We start from the raw sequence: 25,710 nt of genomic DNA on the forward strand, positions 1-25,710 counted from the left end.
CCCCGGCGGGTGCCGGAGGTGTTCTTGTTCTTCGAGACTAACGAAGCGGATGCCGCCTGCAAATGGGGAGAAGTCCCCATCATCGCGACACGCCGGATCAGACGGTCTCCGGGATCACGAGCGGGAACTGCACGCGGACGACCTTGCCGCGCTGCGCGAGCACCGCACGACCCACCGGGAACTCGCCGCGTCCGATGCGCGGCAGCGGCGACTTCAGCACGAGTTCGCCGTCGATGGTCTCGGGTTGCAGGACGACTCCGCGTCGGGCCTGCTTGATCTCGCCGAGGAGTCCGAAGTTGCTCGTCCACTCGCTCGTGTCGCCCGTGAACAGCAGCAGCAGCTCGCCGCGGGTGGCTCGTTTGACGAGGTCCGACAGCGGCATCTCCAACAGCGACGACGCGAACTCGGCGACGCCCTCGACGGCCACGACCGGCTTCAGGCCCTGCTCCGCCTTCTCCACGATCGCGGCGACCGCGGCGGTGCCGCTGATGCCGTCGGCCGCGGTCGCGGTCCACGACACGGCGTGCCGCGCGGGCGACCGGGTGGAGCCGAGGAAGAGCGTCGGCGTGTCGGGACGGGCCCGGAGCACCTGCTGCGTGATCGCCGCGAGCGCATTGCTCTTGCCGCTGGCGGGCGGCCCCGCGATCACGAAGGTGCCGGTCGGCTCGATCCCGAAGGGTCCGAGGTCGGCATCCGACAGACCGACGACGAGCTGATCGCCGATCGTGGCCGGCACGTCGTCCAGGCGGTAGCTGAGCGGCAGCGCCCGCACCGGAGGGGCGTCGGGCACGCCGCGGCGCGACATCGAGGCCGCCATCCGCTCGATCGCCAGCGACTGCTCCTTCATGCTGCGCGTGCCGCCGATGATCGCGATCTGCGCCTCGTTCTCGCCCACGATCGCCCGCCCGGGAACGGACTCCGGGGTCAGCACATCCTTGGGGACGTTGAGGATGTTGTAGGCGTCGGTGTCGGCCATGCGCAGCACCACCCGGCGCTGCAGCATCGCGTTCAGCGCGCTCGGGATGCTCTGGAACCGATCGGCGGACAGCACGACGTGGATGCCGACCGCGCGGCCGTCCGAGAGCACCTCCTGCAGCGCGTTGTATGTGTCCGTGCGACCGATCACGGCCTCGTAGTCGTTGCGGAACGCGGCGAAGCCATCGATGAGGACGACGATGCGCGGCTCGTCGGACTTGCCCGACAGCGCCCGGTACTCGGTGAGCGTCGCCGCGCCCACCGCGGAGTATGCGTCGCCGCGCCGGTCGAGTTCACTGCGCAGCGTGGCGAACAGGCGGGCAACCCGCTCGGCGTCGTCCCCGGAGATGACCGAGCCGACGTGCGGCAGCGGTTCCAGCATGCGCAGCGCCCCGGAGCCGAAGTCGAGGCCGTACACCTGCACGGGGCCGCCGCGCGGGGTGATGCCAGCCGACACGGCGAGGGTGCGCAGGGCGGCGCTCTTGCCCGAGCCGCTGGTGCCGTAGATGACCATGTGGCCCTCGGTGTCGGGCAGGAAGTGGAACGGCACCTGCTCCTGACGCTCCGGCTGATCGACGACTCCGAGCAGCAGGGCGGCGTCGGTGCGCTGCGGGAGCTTCAGCTGGTCGAACGTCGGGGCGAGCTCGTCCAGCCACGGCCGGCGCGGCTTCTCGACCTGCGCGGCCTGCGCGGCGAGCACCATGGTGCTGACGAGTCGCTGCTGGTCGTTCGGCCCGAGATCCTCGTCGACGACCACCGCGTTCTCATCGATCGGCAGCTCCCACGGACCCTGATCCGTGGTGCCGAACGCCGTGATCGCGACGTCGACCCCGTCGCTCTCGCCGAGGCTCCATCCGCCGGAGTAGGCGGACTGGAAGAGCGTCATGCGGCCGGGACCGGTCTTCGCGATACCGCGACCGGGCGTCCCCGGGTCGAACAGCGCCGCGTCCTTCGTGCCGATCACGTCGTTGCTGTCGGTCTCGTCCGCCATGCGCAGCGCCACGCGGAGGTTGGTGTTGGCGCGCAGGTTGTCCTTGATGACGCCGGCCGGTCGCTGCGTCGCCATGATGAGGTGGATGCCGAGGGACCGGCCGCGCTGGGCGATGTCGATCACACCGTCCACGAACTCGGGGACCTCCTTGGCGAGCGCAGCGAACTCGTCGATCACGAGCACCAGGGCGGGTGGCGCCTGCGGGTCGCCGGCACGCTCCAGCTCGAGGATGTCCTTGGCCTTCTTCCGGTTGAACAAGTGCTCCCGGTAGTGCAGCTCCGCCCGGAGGCTCACGAGCACGCGGCGCACGAGGTGCTCGTTCAGGTCGGTCACGATGCCGACGCAGTGCGGCAGGCTCACGCAGTCGGCGAAGGCCGAACCGCCCTTGTAGTCAACGAAGAGGAACGTCAGGCGCTCCGGGCTGTACTCGGTCGCCATGCCCAGCACCCAGGCCTGCAGGAACTCGCTCTTGCCCGAGCCTGTGGTGCCGCCGACGAGGGCGTGCGGACCCTGTTGGCGAAGGTCGAGCTGCAGCGCCCCCTCGGCCCCGGCGCCGACGAGGGCGCGCAGCTTCGGCTGGTACCGCCGCGCGGATCCGCTCTTGCGGCGGGAGTGGAGGGAGTCGTTCTGCGTCCAGCGGTCGACCACGCTCTCCGGCTGCGTCGCCATGTCGCGGCCGAGCAGGTGGAGCATCGAGATCGTGCGCGGCACGTCGCTGCGGTCGAGCGCGACCTCTCCGGCGTCGGTCAGGCGCGCGAGGGCTCGGGCGAAGACGGCGAACTGCTCGCGGGTGAGCTCGTCGACGGCGAGGTTCTCGACGACCTCGCCGAGCCGCACGAAGTGGGCGCTGTCGGTCGCGCCGAGCTCGACGAACGTGCGGCAGGAGGCCGGCAGGGCGGCGGCGTCCTCGGTGAGCCACACCGGGAAGATCCCCCGCATCGCGGCGCGCTCGGACAGCTGGATGAGACGCCCGCGATCGACGGGGGCGTCCGGGGCGATGAGCACGACGATGGCCGGCTTCGGGACGGAGTCGTGGCGGCTGCGCGAGTCCTCGCCGACCTTCGATCCGCTGTTCGTCGCCGCCTTCTCGGATTCGAGCGCGCCGAGCTCCACGGCGTCGCCGTTGCGGGTCGAGCGTGTCGCGATGAGCTCCTCGAGCCGCGCGACGATCTGCCCGGCGGAGGTCGGGCCGTCGCCGATCGGCTGCACGCCGAGCACCGCCTGCGCCGACCAGGCGTGCGGCAGCCATTTGGCATCGGCCAGCTGAGCACCCCAGCGCGGACCCCAGAGTCCGACCACGCCGACGTCGGCCGGGGCATGCAGCCCCGTGAGCTGGGCGAGCAGAGCGCGGGCATAGCCCGTGGACCGTCCGCCGAGACCGGCGATGCCGAGGGCGCCGACGTCAGTGAGGTCCTCCAGGATCGGCACCTGGGGCACGATCCGGGTGGCGTCGACCACGGCGTCGAGCTTCTCCACGTATTCGGGGATGGCGCGATCGCGACCGTTCGAATCCTTCACCGAGCTGCGGGAGGCCGTGTCGCCGATGCCGAGGCGCACGTGCAGGAACGACCAGTGCTCGGTGCGACGCGTCCACACCAGGGGACCTGCGGCGAGCGCGGCGTCGCTGACCTCGCGGAGCAGGGGCACCTCGCGGCGACGGACGTCGATCTCGCGCTCCCGCTCGCTCTGCAGCCGCGCGTCGAGCCGCTCCAGCTGCTCCTCGAAGCGCTTCTTGTCCTCTTCCAGCTCCCGCTTCTGCTGGTTCTTCGTCGTCAGCCAGGTGCCGATCATGAGCAGCGGCGACAGCGCGACGAACATGATCGAGAGGATGCTCTGGGTGAACGCGTACATCGCACCGCCCATGAGCAGCGGGGCGACCAGCGTGAGCAGGGGGAAGGGCTGCTTGCGCGCGGGGACGGGCAGGTCGGTGCCGTCGAGGTCCTCGCCGAGGTAGCGCTCCTCCACGCGCGGCGAGCGCACGAACTCGACCTGGCGGATCGAGGCCTCGACCGTGGTGGGCGCGGTGGACCCCGCCTCCACCTTCACGCGGACGGGGGTGTCGCCCAGCACCACGGCGAGCTCGCCGTCCGCCGCGACGAGACGCACCACGGAGGCGCCGTCGATGATGATCCCGTTGGCGGAGTTCAGGTCGATGAGCTCGACCCGGTCGCCGATCTCGAGCCGGGCGTGGCGCTTGGACACGAGCGGGTCGTCGATCACGACATCGCAGGACTCGTCGCGACCGAGCACGATGGTGCCTCGGGTGAGCGCGATCGACCGCGCCCCCGGACCGGCTCCGACCTCCATGCGTCCGACCACCGGACGCTGCTCGTAGGACGCGGGCACCACGCGGACGGTCGCGCCGTGGGCGAGGCCGACGTGCGCGAAGGTCGACTCGGGGGCGAGCAGATCCCCCGGTCCCGACACCACCGAGCTGTACGCCTCGAGAGTGACCGCGGTGGGGTCGGCGTGCGCGAAGGATCCGAGCGGGTCCGCGCGCACGATCATCGCCGCGATCTCGCCGATCGTCGCGGTGTTCTCGGCCGTGACCTCGATGTCGCTGGATGCCGCGCCCTGGCGCAGCAGGGTCAGCCGTACCTTCACTCGTTGTCTCCCTCTGCCTCACTCGGCTGCGGGGCATCCAGCAGCGGGAGGTCGTCCTTGCTCACCATGCGCGAGGCGATGACGTGCTCGACCAGTCGTGCTCGCCGGTTCGTCGCGAAGCTGCGCTGCCCGCCGCGCATCCCGGGCACGCCGATCCGGTCGAGCTTGTCGCACACGTTGTCGAGCTTCCGGTTGAAGCGCGTCACCGTCCAGCCGAGGCGCTCCGCGGCCTTCGCCGACGACGGGATCTCGCTCATGCCGGTGCCGTCGCGACGCAGCTGCGGCTCCGCGAGCGCGAGGATCAGCAGTTTCTGACTCAGGGTGAGCGGCACGTCGCCGATGGTCGAGGCGCCGCCGTCGTCGTGCTCGCGCTGCGTCGCCCGGAAGGTGGGCTCCGCGGCGTGCAGCACGAGCTCATAGGTGGTCGGGCCCGCGCTGAACACGATGGTGGTCGTCTCGAACACCAGCGGGAGGCGGGCGCCGGGGGCGAGCCTGGCCTGGACACCGCCGGCCGAGTCGGTGACCGTGGCGGTGAGCCTCGTGCCGATGTTGGCCAGCCACCACAGTCCCTCGCCGTCGCTGATCTCCAGGAAATGGCGATGCAGGAAGAGGTTGTCGTCGAGCTCGAGGTCGCCCTCGCGGCCGACGACGAATCTTCGGCCGGGCTCGATGGGGAAGTACTCCCCGGCGAACTCGACCGTCACCCCCGCCGGCGCGGTCATCGGACGCACCCCGTGGTCGGTTCGGACGCGCGACCGTCATCGCGACGCAGCATGACCTCGATGCACACCTCGCCCGAGGAGGCCGGTGCGAATGTGACCGTCTCGTCGGCGGCCTGCTTCACGGCGCCGTCGGACGCGCCCCCGGTCTCAGTCCAGATGTAGCTGTCGCCCTCGCGCGGGTCGGGGTTCGTCCAGGTGAACGTGACCTGGTCCCCCGCCCGCGTTCCGGCGACGTCCGTCACGCGGGGAACCGCGTCGGACACCGGATCCTGCGGGTCGACCGCCTGTTCGCTGCTCTCCGGGTCGGGCTGGGGCTCGAGGCCGGCGACGAGGGCGTTCAGGCCGACGATTCCTCCCACGACGATGACGACGGCCGCGGCGGCCAGTCCGATCCACAGCCCCTTCCGACTCCGCGGCGAGCGCTCCTCCACCGCTGCCACCGGAGCGGCGGCGGGCGTCGGGGCGACGGCCGGCGAGACCGGCGCCTCGGGCTGCACGACCTGCGGAGGACGCAGGATCGTCCGGTCATCGCGGTCTCCGGGCGTCGGCGGCACGACGGACGGTGCAGGCGACGGCGCGACCGGCGCGTCCGCTGCCGACCGCGGCGTGCGTCGCTGCGTCTGCTCGACGGACGGCTCCGGCCGCGCCGGCATGTCGAAGCGCGGGGCGTCCGGGACAGCGACCGACGGTCCCTTCGGCTGCGTCAGCGCGGAGGGCCGGGTGGCTCCGTGCATCCCGGGGTCGATGCTGACGATCTCCCGCACGCGGGTGAGGCCGTCGCCGTCGTCTTCGAGGTCTTCCGCCGGCGGGTGGTCGTCGACGATGTCGATCGGCGTCACGGAATGGGAGAGCTCGATCTGCACCTTCTGCAGGGCGCGGGCGAAGGCCACCGCGCTCGGGAACCGGTCGTCGGGGTTCTTCGCCATAGCGCGCTCGAGGAGCCGCTGCAGGCTGTCGGGTGAGTCCGGCCGCGCCAGAGAGGGCAGCGCGGCCCGCTCGATGCGCTCGATCAGGTCGGCGCTGGAATTGCGCTCTCCCGGGCGCTCGAACGGTGAACGGCCCGCCAGCAGCGTGTAGAGCGTGGCGCCCAGCGCCCAGACGTCGGTGCGCGGACCGCTCTGCGGCGGCTCGGCGAACGACTCCGGCGGCGACCACGGGATCGACATCCCCGAGGACTCTCCGGTCGCGCCGGTCGTGGAGGCGATGCCGAAGTCGGTGAGGGCCGGACGGTTGTACTCCGTGACGAGGATGTTCGCGGGCTTGATGTCGCGATGCAGGACGCCCGCCCGGTGCGCGGTCTCCACGGCACCGGCGACCTGGATGCCGACGCGCAGGGCCTCGGCGACCGAGAAGGGCTCCTTGCGCGAGCGGATCTGCAGGTTCGGACGCGGGCAGTACTCCATGACCAGGTACGGGCGTCCGTCGCCGGCGACGCCGGCCTGATAGATCGTGACGATCGCCGGATGCGTCGAGAGCATCGCCATGACGTTCGCCTCGTCGGCGAACTCCTGGGCGGCACCGCTGGAGATGCGGTCGGCGAGGAGCACCTTGACCGCGACGCGTCGCCGGGGCATCTCCTGCTCGTACAGGAAGACATCGGCGAACCCGCCCGTGCCCAGCGGCTCGACATACGTGAAGCCGGGGAGGGCCGGCGGCGGCGAGGGGCGGCGATTCACGGGAGGTCCTCGAAGGCGACGGTCACCCCGTCGCCGAGGTCCACCACATCACCCGACAGGACGAGCGTCTGCTCGCCGGGGTGCAGGCGCATCGGGTCGGCTCCCGGCCGCAGCAGGGTAGATCCGTTCGTGGTGTGCAGGTCGATGACGACGACCGTGTCACCCTCCGGCCGGATCTCCAGGTGGCTGCGGGAGATGTCCTGCTGCGGGCTCTCGACCGCGATCAGGTGCGGCAGATTGGCGCCGCTGGCCCGCGTGGACCGCGGACGACGCCCGATGATGACCGTCCGATCGAGCGCGACCACCTGCCCGGATGAGACCCGGATGCGCCCGGTCGACGCCGGCGCCGCCGGAGCTTCGACCGGGATAACCTCGGTGGGTGCGTCGGGTGCGGGCGGTGCCGTCTGGCGGATGCTGCGGAGCTCCTCCGCGGAGATCGTGGCGCCGTCGTGATCGCCGCTCGGCGCCTCGGCCTCCGCGGCGGGGGCCTCCGGCTCCTCGCTCGGTCGGACCGCCGCGTCCTCGATCGGGGTGTGCACGGTCTCCCCCCACAGGTGATCGAACTCGTCGGCGGGCGGCGCGAAGGTCGCCTCGCTCGGCACCAGCGTGGCGTCGACGATCCCGTCACCGGGCGCGGAGTCCGCGTCGGGCACAGGCACGGGGACGACCGCCGGCGCAGCAGGCGGCACGACGGCAGGGACGGCGGCAGGGACGGGCACGTCGACCACGGGAGCCGGGGTCGGCGGTGCCGGAACGGCCGGAACGCCGGTCTCCGCGGCGGATGCGCCGGCCGCGTCGTTGCGGTCGATCACCGGGACGGGACCGGCGGTGAGCGGAGCCGCTTCCGCGTCTGCGGGCTCGATCTCGGCGCTCACGGCGGCCGCGAAGACGATCCCGCTCTGCACGGGGAGGGTTGTGGCCGGCGCGTCGTCGTCGATGGTGATCTCCATCGTCGAGACCGCGGGGACGAACCGCTCGCTCCACGTCGTGACCTCGGCGCCGGAGAATCTCTGCTCCTGCGCGTCGGCGCCGGTGACCTGCACCGTGAGCGGGCCGCGCACCGCGATGCGGGCGTCCGTCCCCTCCAGCACCGCAGCAACGAACGAGGGCATGTCGGCGAAGGATCCCGCGAGTCGCGTGGTGAGCACGTCGATGACGGTCGCGAGGCTCCGCTCCTGAGGAAGCCGCTCCCACAGCTCGGCGACCGTGTCGCCGGAGGCGTCCGGCGGCAGCGCCACCAGGGCTCCGGGGATCACGATCAGGTACCACTGTCCCGGTCGGTAGATCGTCTGCATCAGCGAACCCCTCCTGCTGCGGCCTCGCGCGGGCGCGTGTCGGCGTCGATGTCGTCGGTCTGGAGCAGGGCACCGCGCCGCGACGCGACGGAGACGGCATCCACGACCACGACCGTCACGTTGTCCCGCCCGCCCGCCTGCACCGCTTCGTCGACGAGGATGTCGGCGGCACGCTGCGGGTCGGGCTCCGATCCGAGGATCTGCTCGATCCGCGCGTCGGAGACCTCGGTGGTCAGCCCGTCCGAGCAGATGAGCATCCGGTCGCCGAGCTCGGCGGGGAAGAGCCAGTAGTCCGCGTCGCCGGTGCTGCTCGCCCCGATCGCGCGCGTGATGATGTTCCGGCGACGGTCCGTCGCGGCCTCCGCCGCGGTGAGCTCGCCCGCCTCGATCAGCTCCTGCACGACCGAGTGGTCGACGCTGATCTGCTCGAGCTCGCCATCGGCGAAGCGGTACGTGCGGGAGTCGCCGATGTTCACCGTCAGCCAGTACCCCATGCCCTCGACCGAGGCGACCACGACGCCGCTGAGCGTGGTTCCGGCGCGGCCGTTCGCGGCTCCGGACAGCGCCTCGACCGCGAGCCGAGCCCGAGCCAGGGTGTCGAGCAGGTCCTCGAGCTCGAGGTCCTCCCGGCCGATGTGGCGAGCGAACTCGTCGATGACGGTGGCGCTCGCGCGCTCCCCCGCCTCGTGTCCGCCCATGCCGTCGGCGACGAGGAACAGCGGCGAGCTCGCCATGTAGGAGTCCTCGTTGAGCGGACGCCGGAGCCCGGAGTGGGTCGCCGCTCCTGTGGCGACGACGAGAGGGACGGTCATGCGTATCCTCCGACCATGACGACGCGGTCGCCGATCTCGATCACGTCTCCCAGCTTGATCGGCACACGCTGACCTGCGGGGCACGCGATGCGCTGACCGTCGCGGACGATCGTGAGTCCGTTCGTCGAGTGCCGGTCGACGACCCATCCCCCCGAGGTCTCGGCGGCGGCCTCGAAGTGCGTCTTCGACAGCGAGAGCGTCTCGTCCCGGACCGGCACGACCAGCGCGCCCTCCTCCGGAGCGGGGTTGCGTCCGAAGACCGTGCGGCGGGAGACGGGGATGCGCGTGCCGTCATCCCAGGTGAACACCAGCCGGTGCCCCGGGATGCTGATCCGCGTCTCCTCCAGGTCGTCGGCCGGCTCGGGTGTCGGTGCGGCAGCGACGGGTGCAGCGGGGGCCGGCGCGCCGGCCGGGGCCGAGGGAGCGGACGCGGGGGCTGCCGCCGCAGCGGGGCCTGCCGCCGGAGCGGGCGGGACGGGCGGAGCCGGAGGGACCGGCGGCGCCGCCGGGACAGCGGCCGCGGGAGGTTCGGCGACCGGCGCCGGAACGGCGGGCGCGGGAGGAGCTGCGGGCGCGGGCGACGGAGCCGCGGCGTCTGCTTCGGACCGCGCGGAGCGACGGGAGGGCGGAGCGTCCTGGGTGATGCCGGGGACGTACGCGATCATGCCGGAATCCTGCGCGGGGGCTGCGAAGTCGCGTGCCACGGGCGCCGCATCCGGCGTCGGGGCGGTCGTCGGGGCCGCCGGCGCCGCGGGGGCGAAGCCCGGCATGGGCGCGGGAGGAAGCCGTTCGAACGACGGCGCCGGGAGCAGCGGCGGCGCCGGCGGCTCCGGCGCCTCCTCGACGACCGGCTCGGGCGCAGGGATCCGCGCATCCAGCATGAGCGACGAGGCGACCTTGTCGTGCCACCCCTGGAAGCGCCCTGAGCCGTCGAACAGGGGGCTGAAGTATCCGACGACGATGGCGGCGGCGAGACCGAAGATGATGTTGCGGAGCAGACTGCGGCCGAACCCGAGCGGCGTCCCGTCCGCTGCCGACACCAGCCGCAGACCCTGCGACCGCATGCCGATCGAGCCGGCGCCTGCCTGCATGAGCGTGTAGACGATGAACCAGGCGAGCAGCAGCAGCCCCACGATCGGGCCGCCGATGAACAGCGTCATGATCGACGCTTCGAGGCTTCCCGACAGTGTGGAGGCGAGGATCAGTGCTCCGCCGAGCACGACGCCCAGCCCGCCCGCGATCAGGGCGTCGATGAGGTAGGCGATCGCGCGGCGGGAGATCGGCGCGATCTGGTCGAGCGCGGGCTGCGTCATGGGGTCTCCCTCTCCGAGGACGGCGGCGGCGTGCTGTCTTCGATGGTGCCAGGTTCGCGGCGCACGCGCGCGGTCGCCGCCTCCTTCAGATTCTGCAGGCCGCTCGAGATCGCGGTCCCGCCGAGCAGCGAGCGCATGCTCAGGCGCGCCTTGATGCGCTTCCAGAAGCCGGCGTCCTTCCCGAGCCCTCCCACGATCTCGTCCACCTCGTTCCAGAACGTCTCGACGTCCTGCGGAGTCGGATCGGCGGGGCCGAACACGTCGGCGTCCGCGCGCTCGGCGAGGGCGGTGACCTGCGGAACCGTGAGCGCGGAGGCCACCACGGCCGCCTCCTCGACACGGGTGCCCCCGGGGGCGATGCGCGCGCCGTAGTCGATGGCGCGGTCGGTGAGCTCGTCCCAGCCGCCGCTGATGCGGTCCGAGGTACGGGCGGCGGCGCGGCGCGAACGGCGCCTCGCGGCCTTCCACGCTCCGATCACGATGAACGGCGAGGCGAGCAGCGCGATCACGGCCAGGGAGATCCCGCCGATCAGCAGGATCAGCCCGATGATGCCCGCGAGGTTCAGGCTCTCGTCCTCGGACTCGCGGTCGTCGGGGAGCGTGGGCGGCAGGTCGACGGGCTCCTGCGGCGGGGGCGGCGGCTGCAGGACCTGCGGCTTGGGGTCGACGCGCGGCTTGGTGTTCTGGTCGTTGGGGACCTGGTCCTCGGGCGGCGTGGGGTTGAAGGTCACCCAGCCGATCCCGTCGAAGTTGACCTCGACCCAGGCGTGCACGTTGTCGCCGGTGGCTTCGAACACGGCCTCGCCCGCCTGCTCCTCGTCGGGGTAGTACCCCATGACGACACGGGCGGGGATGTCGATCTGCCCGGCGAGCAGGGCCATCGCGACGGCGTACTGCTCGTCGTCGCCGATCATCTGGTCGGCGCCGACGAGGGTCGAGATCCGCTCTGCGGTGTGTCCTGCCCGGGAGAGCACCTCCCCCTCGAGACCGTGGCTGAAGAAGCCGCCTTCGGCCAGGAAGTTCTCCAGCGCCCTGACCTGCTCGATGGGGGTCTCGGCGCCGGCGACCGTCTCGGCGGCGAGAGAGGTGAGCTCCTCCGGCACGTTGCTCGGCTTCGGCATGGTCACGGATCCGAACGCGACCTCGGCGAGCTGCTCGTCGTCCGGCGTGGCCGGCATGACGGCATCCACCGTGTAGTCGTCTCCCGCGCCGAGCCCCGGAGTGGCCACGGCTGTGCCCGTCTCGGTGTTCACGTAGGTGCCGCGGCGCAGCTCCTCGGCGTCGTCGCTGGCGAAGCGGATCTCCGACAGCGCTCCGGCCGTGGGCATCCAGACCCCGCGGTACCCGTCGATCTCGATCCTCAGCGTCACCGGGACGCCTTCGGCGTCGGGCGACATGTTCGAGCGCAGCGGGGTGAACGCGCTGGACGAGGTCGGTCCGCCGTCGGTGACGTTGTAGACCATGCCGTCGAACTGGTCCATGACGGCTGTGCGGATGCGGGCGCCCTTCGGCAGCCCCTGCACGGTGAAGAGGGTCTCGTCGGCTTCGTCCCGCACGTTCTTGCGGAAGGCCTGCAGCGGGCTGGGATAGTCGCGGATGTCGAACGGCGGGATGATGACGTCGCGGAACACGTGCCGGGGCTGAGCGGGGGTCGCGACCGCGCTGGTGGCGACGCCAGCGCCGCCGGCGATCGCGAGCACCGCGGCCCCCGCGAGCAGGCGACGCGTGCGCATGTGCGCGGCGCGGGACGGATCGACCTCGCTCACCGAGACCGCGAGGTTCTGCGGGGCCCACAGCTGGCGGAGGGCGAGCCAGACCATGCTGACCACGGCGAACACGAGGCCCTGCACCAGGGGGAATGCGGGCTCCGGCGTGCCGAGCGCGATCACGAGCATCAGCAGCACGCCGGACGGCAGCAGCGCCCACGCGACCTGGGACAGGCGCAGCGCGAGCGACGCGGTCAGGGTCGTGACGACGAGCGCGAGCAGGAACGGGACGATCAGGTGCCCGTCGGCCGCGGAGACCGGGGCGACCGTCGTGAGCATCTGCTTCCAGGCCGTGACGGTGCCCAGCGCGAGCAGCCGCAGCGTCTCCAGCGACGGGATGACGCCGAGGATGGCGGTCTGCGGCAGCGCCAGGGCGCCGCCGAACACGAAGTAGGCGCCGACCGTGAGGCCGGCGATGATCAGGATGCCCCAGCGCCGCCAGGCGGCGACCGCCGCGATGGCGAGCCCGAGCAGGACGCCGCCGATGACGGCGGGAAGGAACGACGGTCCGGCGAACGACGGCCAGAACCCGACCAGCGCGGTCACGCTGAGCAGCGCGGTGGCGGTCAGATCGAGGATCCAGCGGCGCGGGGCGAGGCCGGCGGGAGCGGAGGCGGGCGCGGTCATGCGAGCACCTTCTGCAGGGCGAGGGGGATCTGCTCGAGCGCGCCGACCGTGACGACGTCGGCGTCTCCGATGCGTCGCAGGGCGGGGGCGGCCGCGGTCGTGTCCGTCACGACGGCGAGCACCTTCGCCCCGAACGGCAGGCGCGAGCACGCCAGCCGCAGATCGTCCGAGCGCACACGCGAGCCGCACACCAGCACCACGACGCTCGCGAGCGGCATGGTCGCGGAGACGATCCCGGCCAGGTCGGCGATGCCGCCCTCCCTGGCCTTGCTGTTCTCGACGGCGGCGAGGGAGTCGAGCAGCTGCTTGCCCGTTCCGGCGGGCAGCTCGCGGCCCTGCACCCGCACGTCGACGCGCTGCGAGTCGCGGAGAGCGCGGAGGCCGATGGAGCCGGCGGCCGAGATGCCGAGCTCGAAATCGTCTTCGGTGGCATAGTCGGCGAGCGACCGGGACAGCGCGATCACGAAGTGCGACCGCCGGGTCTCCTCGTACTGGCGGACCATCATCGTGCCGGTGCGCGCCGTGGAACGCCAGTGCACGTGGCGCAGGTCGTCGCCCGGCTGGTACTCGAGCAGCGCGTGGAAGGACACGTCGTCGCGCGACAGGTCGGCGGCGGGGAGGCCCTCCAGGTCGCGCAGGTACCCGAGCGACTGCCCGTCGAACAGCACGGTGCGCGGGTGCACGTAGAGATCCACCGGGTCGTCGCGACGATGCGCGCGCTCGAACAGACCGAGGGGGTCGCCGCGCACGACGCTGACGGGTCCGACCTTGACCACACCGCGCTTGTGGGTGGGGATGGCGAACAGCTCCTCCGCCTCCTCTCCGGGCGCGAGTCGCTGGATCCCGAACTCTCCGCGGCCGGAGCCCACCGGGAGCACCACACGCGACGGGAGGATCGCCCTGGTGCCGCGGTTGGCGAGGGTGAGCGCACCGACCGCGCGCTCGCCGACGACCACCCGGGTGCGCGCGAGGTCGAGGGCGACGTCGTAGGCGGTGCGCCCGATGAGGAACAGCGCGCACAGGGCGACGGCCATCGCGATCACGACGGCCGCGACGATGAACTCCGCCCAGCCGGCGATCTGCCCCAGCACCCAGAAGGCGATCGAGAGGGCCATCAGCACCCACGCCAGCGGACGGATCGCCGCGGTGATCTTCCGGAGGCGCACCAGCACGCGCGCACCGACGACGGCCGCGATGTCACGCCAGTCGGCGTCGCGCTCCGTCTGCGGCGGCGACGCCGGAAGTGCCTCCGCGGTCATCAGGCCGCCGCTCGGGCCTGCGGGGCCGGCACGGCGTCGAGCACGCGCGCGATCACGGTGTCGCTGTTCGTGCCGGCGAACTCGGCCTCGGCGTCCAGCAGCAGACGGTGCTGCCACACCGGACGCGCGAGGGTCTTGATGTCGTCGGGGAGCACGAAGTGGCGCCCCTGTGCGGCCGCCCACACCTTGGCGATGCGGATCATCGCGATCGCGCCGCGGACCGAGACGCCGAGCCGGATCGCACTGTCTTCGCGCGTCGCCTCCGCGAGCTCGGCGACGTAGCGCAGCACGGCGGGCTCGACGTGCACCGTGGCGGCGAGATCGGCCATGTCGGCGACCGCGCTGGTCGTGATGATCGCGGACAGGCCCGCGGAGGGGTTGCGGTCCGAGGCGCCGGCGAGGATGCTCTCCGTCACGGCGAGGTCGGGGTAGCCGATCGACGTCTTGATCAGGAACCGGTCGAGCTGGGCCTCGGGGAGCTTGTACGTCCCCGCCTGCTCGATCGGGTTCTGCGTCGCGATCACGAGGAACGGGCGCCCGGTCTCGTGCGTGACGCCGTCGACCGTGACCCGCGACTCCTCCATGACCTCGAGCAGCGCGGACTGGGTCTTCGGCGACGCGCGGTTGATCTCGTCGGCGAGCACGATCGACGCGAAGATCGGGCCCTTGTGGAACTCGAAGCGGTGCGACTGCTGGTCGTATATCGTCACGCCCGTCACGTCCGACGGCAGCAGGTCCGGCGTGAACTGGATGCGGGCGCTGGTCCCCTGCACGGTCGCCGCGAGCGCCTTGGCGAGGCTGGTCTTGCCGGTTCCCGGTGCATCTTCGAGGAGCACGTGCCCCTCGGCGAGCATCGAGGCCAGCACGAGGCCGACGATCTCCTGCTTGCCCTGCACGGCCTTGTCGACGTTGTCGACGAGGCGCTGGAAGGTGCCCTGGAACCAGGCGGCCTGCTCGGGGGTCATTGTCATGAGGATGTCGTTCCTTGTCGTGGGAGAGTTCGGGTACCGGGAGCGGGAGCCGTCACGGCCAGGTGGTGGCCTCGGACCAGCCGACGCCTTCGATGTCGGCCTGCAGCGTGCGGTTCATGCCGCCGTGCCAGCAGGAGAGGCGGATCGTGCCGTTCGCGGGCACGTCGTACCAGTTGTAGGTCGACGTCTGCCCGGACGCGGAGCGGTACGGGGTGCCGTTCTCGAGGCAGCGGATCCGGTATCGGCCCGCGTTCACGTTCGCCGTGTTCAGGTTCAGGTAGTAGCACGTGTCGGGGTTGCAGTTGCCGGAGTCCGTCCCCTGCGACGCCCACCACCGCGGCTGCGGCTTGGCCTGCGCCGTGGCACCGCGCGTGGGGCTCTCATCGGACCAGGCGCCGGTGTTGTCCATCGCCCGGGCCTTGATGCTGTGGTATTCGCTGTACGTGCCCACGTTCACCGAACCCGACATGCCGACGTTCTGCCAGCCGCCGCCGTCCACACTGATCTGCACGACCTGGATGCTGCGGCCGTTGGGCGATCCGTTCGCGTTCCAGTTGAGGCGCACGTCCGTCTGGAGCGACTCGGCGCTCACGTCGGGGGCGTGCGGCTTCCCGTGCGGGTTGCCCGTGGCCGAGTTGGACACGGCGCCGGAGTACGTCGATCCGTCCACGTTCGCGACAGCACGCACCTCGACCGTGTAATTGACGCCGTTCTCGAGCCCGCGGAGAACCTTGTCACCGGGCACCGTTCTCCAGTCGCCGCCGTTGAGCCGGTACTGGTTCGTGATCTCGCCGGGGGCAGCGCCGTTGCGCGACCCCTCGTTGAAGGAGATGGTCAGGGAACGGTCGCCCTCGTCCGCGATCCGCAGGCTGGTCGGCGCACCGGGCGCCACCACGCCGCGGCGGGGGGCGGAGGGCGCGCTCATTTCGCCCCAGCCGGCCTTGTTGTTGGCCTGGATGCGGTAAGTGTAGGGCGTCTCGGAGTTCTCGACGACGATGGCCTGACTCGTGGCCTCGGGGCCCGGCGTCAGCGTCCGCACGACCGAGCCGCCCCGCAGCACCTCCAGCCGGTAGCCGCGGATGGCGTCGCCGTTTTTGTCGGGCGCCGTCCAGCTCACGCGCATCTGCGCCTGGCCGCCGACCGGGGAGAGCTCCTGGGTCGTGGGTGCGGCGGGCGCGAACGGCGGCCCGGCCGGGATCTCGGATGCGGACCATCCGCTCCAGCTGGACGGGTCGGGCGCGCGGTTGTGCGCCTGCACGCGGACCTGGTAGTCCGAGCCGTTCTCCAGGCCCTCCCATGTGGTGGAGTTGCCCGTGACCTCCTTCTGCGTGATGCCGGAGGGCGGTGCGGGCGAGATCTCGAGCGTGTACCGGTCGACGGGGGATCCGGGCGTCGACGGCGTCTGCCATGCCACCTTGAGCGACTTGTCCCCGAACGCGAGCGTCGGCGGGTTCGGGGTGTCCGGTCGCGCGTCCGGTCGTGCGGGGGCGGACGCCGCCGAGGGGTCCGACTCGCCGACGCGGTTGGTCGCGGTCACCTGGAACGTGTACTCGACGTTGTTGGTGAGGCCGTCGAGCGTGCACGTCGTGGACTGGCAATCCTTGGTGTAAGGACTGCCGCCCAGCGATCGCACCGTGTACTTGGTGATCTCGGCACCGTTGTTCGCCGGCGCCGAGAACGACACCACGACCGTGCGATCCTGCTCGGTGACGATGGCCGGCACGCCCGGGGCGTCCGGAACGTCCTGCACTGTGACGACGATCTGACCGTTGACCTCGCGGTCGGAATCCTCCGTCGCGTCCTGGATGCGGTAGCGGACGACGAGCGTGCCCACGAAGGAGTCACCCGGTGTGACGGTGACCTGATCGGCGGTGAACTCGACGTCGCCGACGCCGGACTCGGCCACGGCCGACACGATCTTCAGCGGCGTCTCCGGGAACGGGTTGTAGTCGTTGGCGAGAGCAGGGACCACGATGGTCTTGCCCGCATCGGCCTCCGCGATCGTGTCGGTGTTCGCCGCGGGCATCGAGCGGGTGGACGCGGTGACCATCACCTCGACCGTGCCCTCGACCGGCTCCGTGGTGCCGTCGGAGATGCGCAGCTTCAGCGTGATCGCTGTGCCCTTCTTGGCGTTCGACGCCGCCTCCACGACGAGCTTGTCGCCGCCTTCGATGCGGGCGGAGATGCCCTTGCCCTCGCCGCCGACGAGCGCGTAGTCGTGCTTGCCCTTGTCCTCGGGGTCGGGGTCGTCCGTCAGCGCGGCCAGGTCGAGTGACGTGGCCGGCTCGCCCGGCGCGACGTTGACCTGCCCCTGCACGAACGTGGGCTGCTGGTTCTCGGGCGGCAGGACGTTGATCGGGATGCTGAGCGTCGCCTTGCGGCCCTCAGGGTCATCCGGGCCGGTTCCGTCGGTGACCTCGAACGTGAGGGAATCGGGGCCGAAGTACCCCGCGGCCGAGGTGTACACGAGTGTCCTCGCGTCCTTCAGCAGATCGGCCCCGTCGGCGTGGTTCGCGCTGACCTTGGCCTTCTCGGTGATGACGACTTCGCCGCCGCCGGCGACCGTCACGTATTCGGAGAGCGGCAGCGTCTCGGTCTCGCCGCTGACCACCTCGAGCGGCTTGGTCGAGGTGAGGGTCGGGCGCAGGTCTGCGCGCGAGGGCACGAAGATGAACGCCGAGGCCGCCAGGCCGTCGCGGTCGGTGAGCGTGTAGCGGATGAGCTGCAGCTCCTCCGTGACGGTGACGCGCACCTTGCCGTTCTCGAGCGGGGTGCCGCCCTCGCCGATCTCGACGTCGAGGGCGTCGGTGGTGCCGTCCGGGTCCTCGTCGTTCGCGAGGATGTCGAGGTCGGCGGTCAGGCCGCCGTCCTTGAGGTCCGCGGGCTGCAGGCGGTCGTCGCGCGCGACGGGCGCCTGCAACGGCACCTCCTCGTCGACCGTGATCTGGAGCGTCGCCATCGCCGTCGCCCCGCGGGCGTCCGCGACGGTGTACTGCAGCGAGGTCTCGGTCTCTCGATCCGGAGCCTGCACGAGCACGCGGTCGCCGGAGACGCGCGCCTCGAGCCCGTCGGGCACCTCGAGACCGTCTTCCACGAGTGCGAGCTTGTCGCCCTCGGGGTCGGAGTCGTTCGCGAGCACGGGCACCGCGATCTCGCGGCCCGGTCGCACCACGACGGCGTCCTTGACCGCATAGGGCGGCTGGTTGACCTGCTCGGTGGGGGCGATGCCGACGCGGATCGTGGCGATGCCCTCCTTGCCGAGCCGGTCGCGCACGCGGTACTTGAACACGTCGACGCCGCTCGCACCGTCCGCGGCCTCGTACGTGAAGTAGTTCGGCCCCACGGTGATGCGCCCCTTCGAGGGGCTGGACTCGATGCCGACGAGCTCCACAGAGTCGCCGTCGGTGTCGATGCCGTCGAGCGGCACCGCGATGTTGACCTCGGTGCCGGCGAGGGCACGCGCCACGATGTCCTGAGGACGCGGGGCCGCGTTCTTCTCCTCGTCGATCGGCAGGATCTGCACCGTGACGTAGCCGGCCGCCTTCTGCTGACGGGAGTCGGAGACCTCGTAGGTGAGGTAGACCGTCTTCGCCTCCGGCCCGGCCTTGAAGCGCACCGTGTCCTGCGAGACGAACGCCTCACCGTCCTCGGGATCGACGAACGGCTCGATGAGCTCGGGTTCCACGTGCATGGCGTCGTCGCTCGGGTGAGTGTCGTTGTCGAGCACCGGGATCGTGACGACGTCGCCGACGCGCACGGTGGCGGTGTCGGGGTTCGCGACCGGCTGGAGCAGCTTCTCCGGCGCCGGGATCGGGATCACGACGACCTCGCCGTCGGCGGACTTCGAGCCGTTCGAGATGCGGTACTTGATGCGCACCTGCTCCTCGAGCGCACCCTGGTCGGTGATCCGGAGGGTCTCGTGGTTGAGGACCGAGACCGAGATGCCGCTCTGGGGTTCGACGGTCACGGACTGGACGACGAGGATGCCGCCGCCCGGGTCGGTGTCGTTGTCGAGCACGCCGAGCAGCACGTCTCCGCCCGTGGGCAGCAGAGCCACGTCGCGGACGGCGACCGGGGGAAGGTCGGTCTCCGACTCCGGCATCACGTCGACGCGCACCAGACCCTCGCCGTTCTTGGGGCCCGTGGTCACCTGGTACTGCACGTAGTAGACGCCCGGCTTCTCGGCCATGAAGGAGAAGGTCTTGTTCGGGGTGTTCGGGATGATCGTCGCACCCGGGGTGTCGAGCACGCGGCTCAGACGCAGCGGCTCGCGACTCGTGCTCGTGTCGTTCGCGGTCGGCGCGACCGTGACCTGCTCGCCGGCCCGGGTGATCACGTGGTCGGCGTTGGTCTTCGGGTTCGTGGAGCCCTGTGGCCGGACGTCGATCGCGATCGTCGCGGTGCCGAGGTCGCCGAACGCGTCGGCGACGGTGACCTGCACATCCTTGCGTCCCTGCAGACTGGCGGTCGCCTTGTAGGTGAGCTGCCCGTCCTTGCTGAAGTCGACCTCGTCGCCGGGCGCCGCGATCACGTCCTTCAGATAGATGTCGTCGCCGTCGGGGTCGATCCAGTCCGGGAGGATGTTGTACGAGATCGTCCCGCCGGTCTCGACGGCGAGAGACGTCTTGCGCTTGGGCTTCGGCGCATCGTTCTTGCTCCACTCGCGCACCGTGAGCGAGACCACCGCGGTGTCCTTGCCCTTGCGGCCGTCGTCGACCTCGTAGGTGAAGCTCGCGGTGCCGGTGGCCTTCTCGTCGACCGCGATCTGCAGCGCTCCGCCGTTGTTGATCGGCTGCACGGTCCCGATCGACGGCTGGGCCTCGGCCAGGGCCGCGACGAGGACGTCGCCGTCCGGGTCGTTGTCGTTGTCGAGCACGGGGAGCAGCGTCGTGGCGCCGGGGCGCACGCCGTAGGAGTCGTCCTCCGCGATGGGCGGCGTGTTCTCCTCGCTGCGCTCCGGGAGCGTGGTCTCGACGGTCTCCTCGGTCGAGTCCTCCTGGTTCTCCGTCTCGCCCTCGGGCGGCGTCAGGTCGTTCCAGTTGTCGACGCGCTGCAGGCTCTCGTTGGCCAGCCAGGCGGCACCGCCGACTGCGTCGTTGAGGATGATCACGTCGCGGTTGACGCGGAACGTCAGGCTGGCGGAGTTCTCGGCACCCTCGATCGGGGCGTTCACGTCGTTGGCGTCGCCGGGGCATTCGCGGATGAAGGTCGCCGAACCCGCCCAGGCCCCGTAGGTGCAGCCGCGGAGCCATACCGGCGCCGCCGCCGTTCCTGCGCCGCCCGCCGACGTCTCGGTGGGCTCGCTGCCGTCGAGGGGGACCCGCACGAGCGCCGAGGGGGTGGCGAGGGCGACCGCGTCGGTCTCGGCCGACGCCTGCTGCAGCACGGCGTCCACCGCGCCCTGGATCTCCGTGCGGAAGCCGCCGGGCGTGGTCATGAACCCTGCCGCCCTGTCCAGGACGACGGGCGTGCGGCCGACGGAGGTGATGCTCGGCCGCTCGGCCAGGTCGAGCTCGCCGACCGATGCCGTCGACGGGTCGCCAGGGGCACCCTCGTGGTCGACCGGGACAGTGACGACCTCTCCGCGTTCTGCGGAGAGCGCGAAGACGGTGCCGTCGTCGGCGACGACGACGTCGGACTTCTCCCCCAGTTCGACGACGGGCTCCGCGGCCTCGATCTCGAAGGAGGAGATCCCCTTCACGGGCACGACCCAGAGATCACCCGACTTCTCGTCGAGGATGGCGGCGGTGTTCGCGCCGAGGGCCACCTTCGCGTCGGAGGGGATGAGGGACGAGTCCCCGAGCGACACGCGCGCCGGATCCACTGCCGTCAGCGTCGAGGCGCTCTCGTCGACGACGACGACGTTGGCCGCGGCCTGCAGGATGTCGTAGTTCTCGCTGGTGGTGCGCAGACCGCCGTCGAGGATCGTCGATTCGTTGTTGAAATGTCCGACGAGCAGACTGGAGGTCTTGGTGATCCAGACGCCGCCGTCGTTGAGATCCACCTTGGTGGTGGGGAACCCCTCATAGGTGAACGCCATGGTGGTGATGGCGATGACGCCGACGGTGACGCCGGCCGCGGACGCCAGCGTCTTGGGTCGCGCGCGCATCCATGACAACGCCTTCATACCCGGTTCCCCCCCAGGGTGACACTCTCGGATTTCTCGATCGCGGGTCCGACCGACCCACGGAGCACCCGTTCATCCTAACCGGGTCCCGGAATACTGCTCGATGGGGAGTTGTCCCCATCGTTCCCCTCACGCCCGCCAGCACCCCGCGATGTGATCGTCGACCATCCCGGCCGACTGCATGAGGGCGTACATCGTGGTCGGTCCGACGAAGCGGAACCCACGGCGCCGCAGCTCTTTGCTCAGCGCGGTCGACTCCGGCGTGACGGCGGGGACGTCCGCGAAGGCCGCCGGACGGATCGGGGACGGCGGCGGGGCGAAAGACCACATCAGCGCGTCGAGCTCGCCCTCCGCCATGGTGCGCACGATGCGGGCGTTGCCGATCGTCGCCTCGATCTTGGCGCGGTTCCGGATGATGCCGGCATCGGCCATCAGCTGCGCGACGTCGCTCTCGTCGAACTCGGAGACGAGCTCGGGCTCGAAGCCGCGGAAGACCTCGCGGAACCGAGGGCGCTTGCGCAGGATCGTGATCCAGGACAGTCCCGCCTGGAAGCCCTCCAGCGACATCTTCTCGAACAGGGCGCGATCTCCGTGCAGCGGGGTGCCCCACTCCTCGTCGTGATAGCGACGGTATTCGTCGTCGTCACCCACCCAGGCGCAGCGGTCGCGGGCGTCGGGGCCCGTGATCAGAGAGGTCATGCCCTCAGGCTATCCGCGGCCACCGACCCCGGATCCCATCGTGCATGATGGTTCCGGAGCGCTCCCCGACGCGGATGTGAACGCGGAGCGCTCGCGGAGACCACGCGTACCGCTCGCTGCGGAAGGATGCACTCATCGCTCATCACGATCCGATCCAGGCGGAGCCGGCCCGGCGTCGTCGGCGCCTCCGGTGGCTCACCGGGCTCGCGGCGACCGCAGTGCTCCTCCTCGTCGCCGTGGCGGTGCTGACGCAGCGGTTCGGCTACACCACGAACGTCACGATCCCTCTGAGCTACGTCAGCGACAGCGGTCAGACCTACTCCTGCACGTACGACTACCGCACTCCCGACCGTCTGCCGATGCCCGCAGCCATCGCCGAGCAGATGAACGAGCGGGACTGGTCCGGGACCGGTCAGCTGATCTACGACTGGGCGAAGACCCACCCCGCCGAGCACTGGACGACGGAGGAGGACCTGCCCGCAGACGACCCGCGCTCGACGAGGGCGGATGCGTCGTGGGGCCTCGCGATGGACAGGTACGTGACGTTCCCGCCGTGGCTCGTCGACGGGGAGGGCGGAGCCGAGTACGAGCTGCGCTGGGAAGCGCGCCCCGGCAGCGACTGCGAGGACGGCCTGCGCTGACCCCGGTGGGCCGCCCGCCGCGACGTCCAGCGGTTCAGACGAAGGTGGCGGCGTCGATCACGAACCGGTAGCGCACGTCGGACGCGAGCACGCGCTCGTACGCCTCGTTGATCGCCGACGCCGGGATCACCTCGATCTGCGCGGTGATCCCGTGCTCGGCGCAGAAGTCGAGCATCTCCTGCGTCTCGCGGATGCCGCCGATGTTCGAGCCGGCGATCGAGCGGCGTCCGGCGATCAGCGACCCGGCGTTCAGGGCGAGGGCCTCGGCCGGGGCACCGACGCACACGATCGTGCCGTCGACATCGAGCAGCCCGAGGTAGGAGCGGAGGTCGATCACGGCGCTCACGGTGTTGAGGATCACGTCGAACGAGCCGCGCAGCTTGCGGAAGGTCTCCCGGTCGCTCGTCGCGAAATAGCGATCGGCCCCCAGGCGCAGACCGTCGTCCTGCTTCGCCAGCGTCTGCGAGAGCACGGTGACCTCGGCGCCCAGCGCGTGCGCGATCTGCACGCCCATGTGCCCCAGCCCGCCCAGCCCGACGACGGCGACGCGCGTTCCGGGTCCGACCTTCCAGTGCCGCAGGGGCGAATACGTCGTGATGCCCGCGCACAGCAGCGGCGCCGCGGCATCCAGCGGCAGGGCGTCGGGGATGCGCAGCACGAAGCCTTCCGTCACCACGACCTGCTCCGAGTAGCCGCCCTGGGTGATGGTGCCGTCACGATCGACCGCGCCGTAGGTGCCGACGGCGCCCTGCGTGCAGAACTGCTCATCGCCGCGGAGGCAGTACCGGCATTCTCCGCACGAGTTCACCAGACAGCCGACACCGACGCGGTCGCCGACGGCGTGCTTCGTGACCTCGGCGCCCACGGCCGCGACCGTCCCGGTGATCTCGTGCCCCGGAGCCAGCGGGTACTGCTGCGGACCCCAGTCCCCGCGGACGGTGTGGATGTCGGAGTGGCAGATGCCCGCGAAGGCGATGTCGATGAGCACATCGTGCGGGCCGAGCTCCCGACGCTCGATCACGGTCTTCTCGAGCGGGGCGGCTTCGGCGGGGGCGGCGTAGGCGGTGACGGTCGACATGATGCTCCTCGGGTCGGTACTCGCCGAGACTATCCCCCGGCGCCGATGAGTGCGCCGAGCGCCCTGCTGATCCGCACGTGCCGAACGCGTCAGCGCTTCTGCCGCTTGAGCACCTTCTCCTCGATCGGGGCCTTGCCCGTCGCGGCGAGGTCAGCGTAGTAGGCGCGGGCCTCGTCCTGACGCTGCTTCTCGATGCCGCTCGCGATGGGCGCACGCACGTGCTCCGGCTCGTAGCCGAACGCGTTCACGAGGTCGAGCGCGTAGGGGCGCAGACGTGCGCAGAGGCGATCGATGTAGCTCGACACCGCCGCGGCGCGCTGCATCGACAGCCGGCCATGGATGAGGTGCCAGGCAAGGTGCTTCTCGATGAGCTGCAAGCCGAACAGGTCGCGCAGCCAGGTGAGCACCTTCTTCGTCTGCGGGTCGTCGATCCGGCGCAGCGCATCGGTGAACGCCTCCCACTGCAGCAGCTCGCCGTGCGCACGCGCGGCTTCGATGAGCTCGGCCTGGTTCTCGTTGAACAGACGGGCGCCGAGCGCCTTGTCCTTCCCGCCCGCGCGCAGGCGTCCGGCGATGTCGGCGACCATCTGCTGGACCCGTCCGGCGAGCAGGTCGTGCTGCTGCTCCTCGCGGAGTCCGCGCTCGACCGAACGGCTCACCTGGCCGAAGTCCGACACGGCCTGGCCGAGCTGGCGGAGGCCGGCGCCGTGGAACAGCTTGCCCGCCGTCATGCCGACGGCGAACTTCGCGAGCGCCGCGGCATCCTTGCCCTGGAACTGCTTGGCATAGTCGGTCAGCAGCCGCTTGCCGACGAGCTGCAGCAGCACGTTGTTGTCGCCCTCGAAAGTGACGTAGATGTCGAGATCCTGGCGGAGTCCGACCAGACGGTTCTCGAACATGAAGCCCGAGCCGCCGCAGGCCTCGCGTGCCTCCTGCAGCGTGTCGAGGGCGTGCCACGTCGACAGCGGCTTGAGCGCCGCGGCGAGCGTCTCGAGGTCCTCACGGTCGTCGGGGGTATCGGTGCGACCGGAGAAGACCCCGTCGAACTTCTGCAGGAACTCGTCGTGCGCGAAGATCTGCGCGTACGTCGTGGCCAGGCGCGGGAGCAGACGGCGCTGGTGCTTGCCGTAGTCCATGAGCACGACCTCCTGCCCGTCCGCGCCGTCGAACTGCCGGCGCTGCGTGGCGTAGGTGATCGCGATGTGCAGGCCGAGCGCCGAAGCCCAGGATGCGGCGCCGTCGAGCGAGACACGCCCCTGCACGAGGGTGCCGAGCATCGTGAAGAACCGGCGGCCTGGACTGTCGATGGCGCTGGAGTAGGTGCCGTCCGCGGCGACGTCGCCGTAGCGGTTGAGCAGGTTCGTGCGCGGGATGCGCACCTGATCGAACGAGAGCCGGCCGTTGTCGATGCCGTTCAGCCCGCCCTTGAGGCCGTCGTCCTCGCGCCCGATACCGGGCAGGTCGACGCCGTCCTCGCCGCGCAGCGGCACATAGAAGCAGTGCACGCCGTGGTTGACGCCGTTCGTGATCAGCTGGGCGAAGACGGTGGCCGCGATGCCGTGCAGCGCGGCATTGCCGAGGTACTCCTTCACGGCGCCGCGGAACGGCGTGTGGATGACGAACTCCTCGGTCTCCGGGTCGTACGTCGCTGTGGTGCCGACGGCGGCGACGTCGGAGCCATGGCCGATCTCGGTCATCGCGAAAGCGCCGGGGATCGACAGGTCCATGACTCCGGGGAGCCACTTGTCGTGGTGCTCCTCGGTGCCCAGCTGCAGGATCGCGGAGCCGAAGAGGCCCCACTGCACGCCCGACTTGATCTGCAGGCTCGGATCGGCGACCACGAGCTCTTCGAATCCGGCGATGTTGCCGCCGTTGTTCTCCTCGCCGCCGAAGCGCTTCGGGAACGCGCGGTGGACCGCCTTGTTGTCGACGAGAAGGTGCAGCTGGCTCAGGACCCGCTCGCGGTGCTCATCCTTGCCCAGCTCGTCCTTGCGCCAGAACGCCGAATCCTTGATCATCTCGCGGGCCTGACGCCGGACGTCGCCCCAGGTTCCCATCAGCAGATCGTTGACGCGGGCGACATCGATCGCGGGGGTCGCCTCGACGATCGGGGCGTTGGCAGGACGGACGGCGGCGTCGACCATGAGCGTTCCT

14 protein-coding genes are annotated in these 25,710 nt (G+C 71.0%); 1 reads left to right on the forward strand and 13 read right to left on the reverse strand.

Annotation, left to right across the window (positions count from 1 at the left end; translation table 11 throughout):
- Positions 1-97: 97 nt before the first annotated feature.
- The 11 genes from F6A08_RS15940 to F6A08_RS15990 all read right to left on the reverse strand — a co-directional run bounded on the left by F6A08_RS15940 (position 98) and on the right by F6A08_RS15990 (position 21,837).
- Positions 98-4,570 (reverse strand): FtsK/SpoIIIE domain-containing protein, encoded by a 4,473-nt coding sequence (locus F6A08_RS15940; RefSeq protein ID WP_151459993.1) that lies wholly within the window; start codon positions 4,568-4,570, stop codon positions 98-100.
- Positions 4,567-5,292 carry a hypothetical protein gene (locus tag F6A08_RS15945; RefSeq protein WP_040568851.1) on the reverse strand — a complete coding sequence of 242 codons (726 nt, stop codon included), beginning with the start codon at positions 5,290-5,292 and terminating at the stop codon, positions 4,567-4,569. The genes F6A08_RS15940 and F6A08_RS15945 overlap by 4 nt, the downstream gene beginning before the upstream one ends.
- Positions 5,289-6,968 (reverse strand): serine/threonine-protein kinase, encoded by a 1,680-nt coding sequence (locus F6A08_RS15950; RefSeq protein WP_151459994.1) that lies wholly within the window; start codon positions 6,966-6,968, stop codon positions 5,289-5,291. The genes F6A08_RS15945 and F6A08_RS15950 overlap by 4 nt, the downstream gene beginning before the upstream one ends.
- Entirely contained in the window at positions 6,965-8,263 is a 1,299-nt protein-coding gene (locus tag F6A08_RS15955; protein ID WP_151459995.1) for an FHA domain-containing protein, read from the reverse strand. Before F6A08_RS15955 ends, F6A08_RS15950 begins: the two co-directional genes overlap by 4 nt.
- A complete protein-coding gene (locus F6A08_RS15960) occupies positions 8,263-9,075 on the reverse strand; it encodes a PP2C family protein-serine/threonine phosphatase (protein WP_017204351.1) in 813 nt (270 codons plus the stop codon). The genes F6A08_RS15955 and F6A08_RS15960 overlap by 1 nt, the downstream gene beginning before the upstream one ends.
- On the reverse strand, positions 9,072-10,388 hold the full coding sequence (locus tag F6A08_RS17885; protein WP_151459996.1) for an RDD family protein: 1,317 nt from the start codon (positions 10,386-10,388) through the stop codon (positions 9,072-9,074). Before F6A08_RS17885 ends, F6A08_RS15960 begins: the two co-directional genes overlap by 4 nt.
- The gene (locus tag F6A08_RS15970) at positions 10,385-12,781 is read right to left on the reverse strand and encodes a transglutaminase TgpA family protein (RefSeq protein WP_151459997.1); all 2,397 of its coding nucleotides are present in this window, start codon (positions 12,779-12,781) and stop codon (positions 10,385-10,387) included. Before F6A08_RS15970 ends, F6A08_RS17885 begins: the two co-directional genes overlap by 4 nt.
- Complete coding sequence (locus F6A08_RS15975; protein ID WP_124894776.1) at positions 12,778-14,040, reverse strand: DUF58 domain-containing protein; 1,263 nt, start codon at positions 14,038-14,040, stop codon at positions 12,778-12,780. The genes F6A08_RS15970 and F6A08_RS15975 overlap by 4 nt, the downstream gene beginning before the upstream one ends.
- On the reverse strand, positions 14,040-15,011 hold the full coding sequence (locus F6A08_RS15980) for an AAA family ATPase (RefSeq protein ID WP_124894775.1): 972 nt from the start codon (positions 15,009-15,011) through the stop codon (positions 14,040-14,042). The genes F6A08_RS15975 and F6A08_RS15980 overlap by 1 nt, the downstream gene beginning before the upstream one ends.
- Before the next feature lie 52 nt (positions 15,012-15,063).
- Positions 15,064-21,120, reverse strand: coding sequence for an Ig-like domain-containing protein (locus F6A08_RS15985; RefSeq protein ID WP_151459998.1), 6,057 nt, complete (start codon positions 21,118-21,120; stop codon positions 15,064-15,066).
- A 147-nt stretch (positions 21,121-21,267) separates the two neighbouring features.
- Positions 21,268-21,837 (reverse strand): DNA-3-methyladenine glycosylase I, encoded by a 570-nt coding sequence (locus F6A08_RS15990; RefSeq protein ID WP_151459999.1) that lies wholly within the window; start codon positions 21,835-21,837, stop codon positions 21,268-21,270.
- Between the two features lie 218 nt (positions 21,838-22,055).
- Between F6A08_RS15990 and F6A08_RS15995 the strand changes: the two genes are divergently transcribed.
- The gene (locus tag F6A08_RS15995; protein ID WP_225855869.1) at positions 22,056-22,478 is read left to right on the forward strand and encodes a hypothetical protein; all 423 of its coding nucleotides are present in this window, start codon (positions 22,056-22,058) and stop codon (positions 22,476-22,478) included.
- Between the two features lie 34 nt (positions 22,479-22,512).
- On the opposite strand, the gene F6A08_RS16000 is transcribed toward F6A08_RS15995, so the two are convergent.
- The gene (locus F6A08_RS16000) at positions 22,513-23,556 is read right to left on the reverse strand and encodes an NAD(P)-dependent alcohol dehydrogenase (protein WP_124894772.1); all 1,044 of its coding nucleotides are present in this window, start codon (positions 23,554-23,556) and stop codon (positions 22,513-22,515) included.
- An 89-nt stretch (positions 23,557-23,645) separates the two neighbouring features.
- Complete coding sequence (locus F6A08_RS16005; RefSeq protein WP_017204343.1) at positions 23,646-25,700, reverse strand: acyl-CoA dehydrogenase family protein; 2,055 nt, start codon at positions 25,698-25,700, stop codon at positions 23,646-23,648.
- Positions 25,701-25,710: the final 10 nt, after the last annotated feature.

Origin of the sequence: Microbacterium algeriense (genome assembly GCF_008868005.1) — a bacterium.
GTDB lineage: Bacteria > Actinomycetota > Actinomycetes > Actinomycetales > Microbacteriaceae > Microbacterium > Microbacterium algeriense.

Coding starts and splice junctions, on each gene's coding strand:
- F6A08_RS15985 (WP_151459998.1), bottom strand. CDS start 21,120: ATGCGCGCGCGACCCAAGACGCTGGCGTCCGCGGCCGGCGTCACCGTC.
- F6A08_RS15970 (WP_151459997.1), bottom strand. CDS start 12,781: ATGACCGCGCCCGCCTCCGCTCCCGCCGGCCTCGCCCCGCGCCGCTGG.
- F6A08_RS15975 (WP_124894776.1), bottom strand. CDS start 14,040: ATGACCGCGGAGGCACTTCCGGCGTCGCCGCCGCAGACGGAGCGCGAC.
- F6A08_RS15945 (WP_040568851.1), bottom strand. CDS start 5,292: ATGACCGCGCCGGCGGGGGTGACGGTCGAGTTCGCCGGGGAGTACTTC.
- F6A08_RS15980 (WP_124894775.1), bottom strand. CDS start 15,011: ATGACAATGACCCCCGAGCAGGCCGCCTGGTTCCAGGGCACCTTCCAG.
- F6A08_RS16005 (WP_017204343.1), bottom strand. CDS start 25,700: ATGGTCGACGCCGCCGTCCGTCCTGCCAACGCCCCGATCGTCGAGGCG.
- F6A08_RS15960 (WP_017204351.1), bottom strand. CDS start 9,075: ATGACCGTCCCTCTCGTCGTCGCCACAGGAGCGGCGACCCACTCCGGG.
- F6A08_RS15990 (WP_151459999.1), bottom strand. CDS start 21,837: ATGACCTCTCTGATCACGGGCCCCGACGCCCGCGACCGCTGCGCCTGG.
- F6A08_RS15955 (WP_151459995.1), bottom strand. CDS start 8,263: ATGCAGACGATCTACCGACCGGGACAGTGGTACCTGATCGTGATCCCC.
- F6A08_RS16000 (WP_124894772.1), bottom strand. CDS start 23,556: ATGTCGACCGTCACCGCCTACGCCGCCCCCGCCGAAGCCGCCCCGCTC.
- F6A08_RS17885 (WP_151459996.1), bottom strand. CDS start 10,388: ATGACGCAGCCCGCGCTCGACCAGATCGCGCCGATCTCCCGCCGCGCG.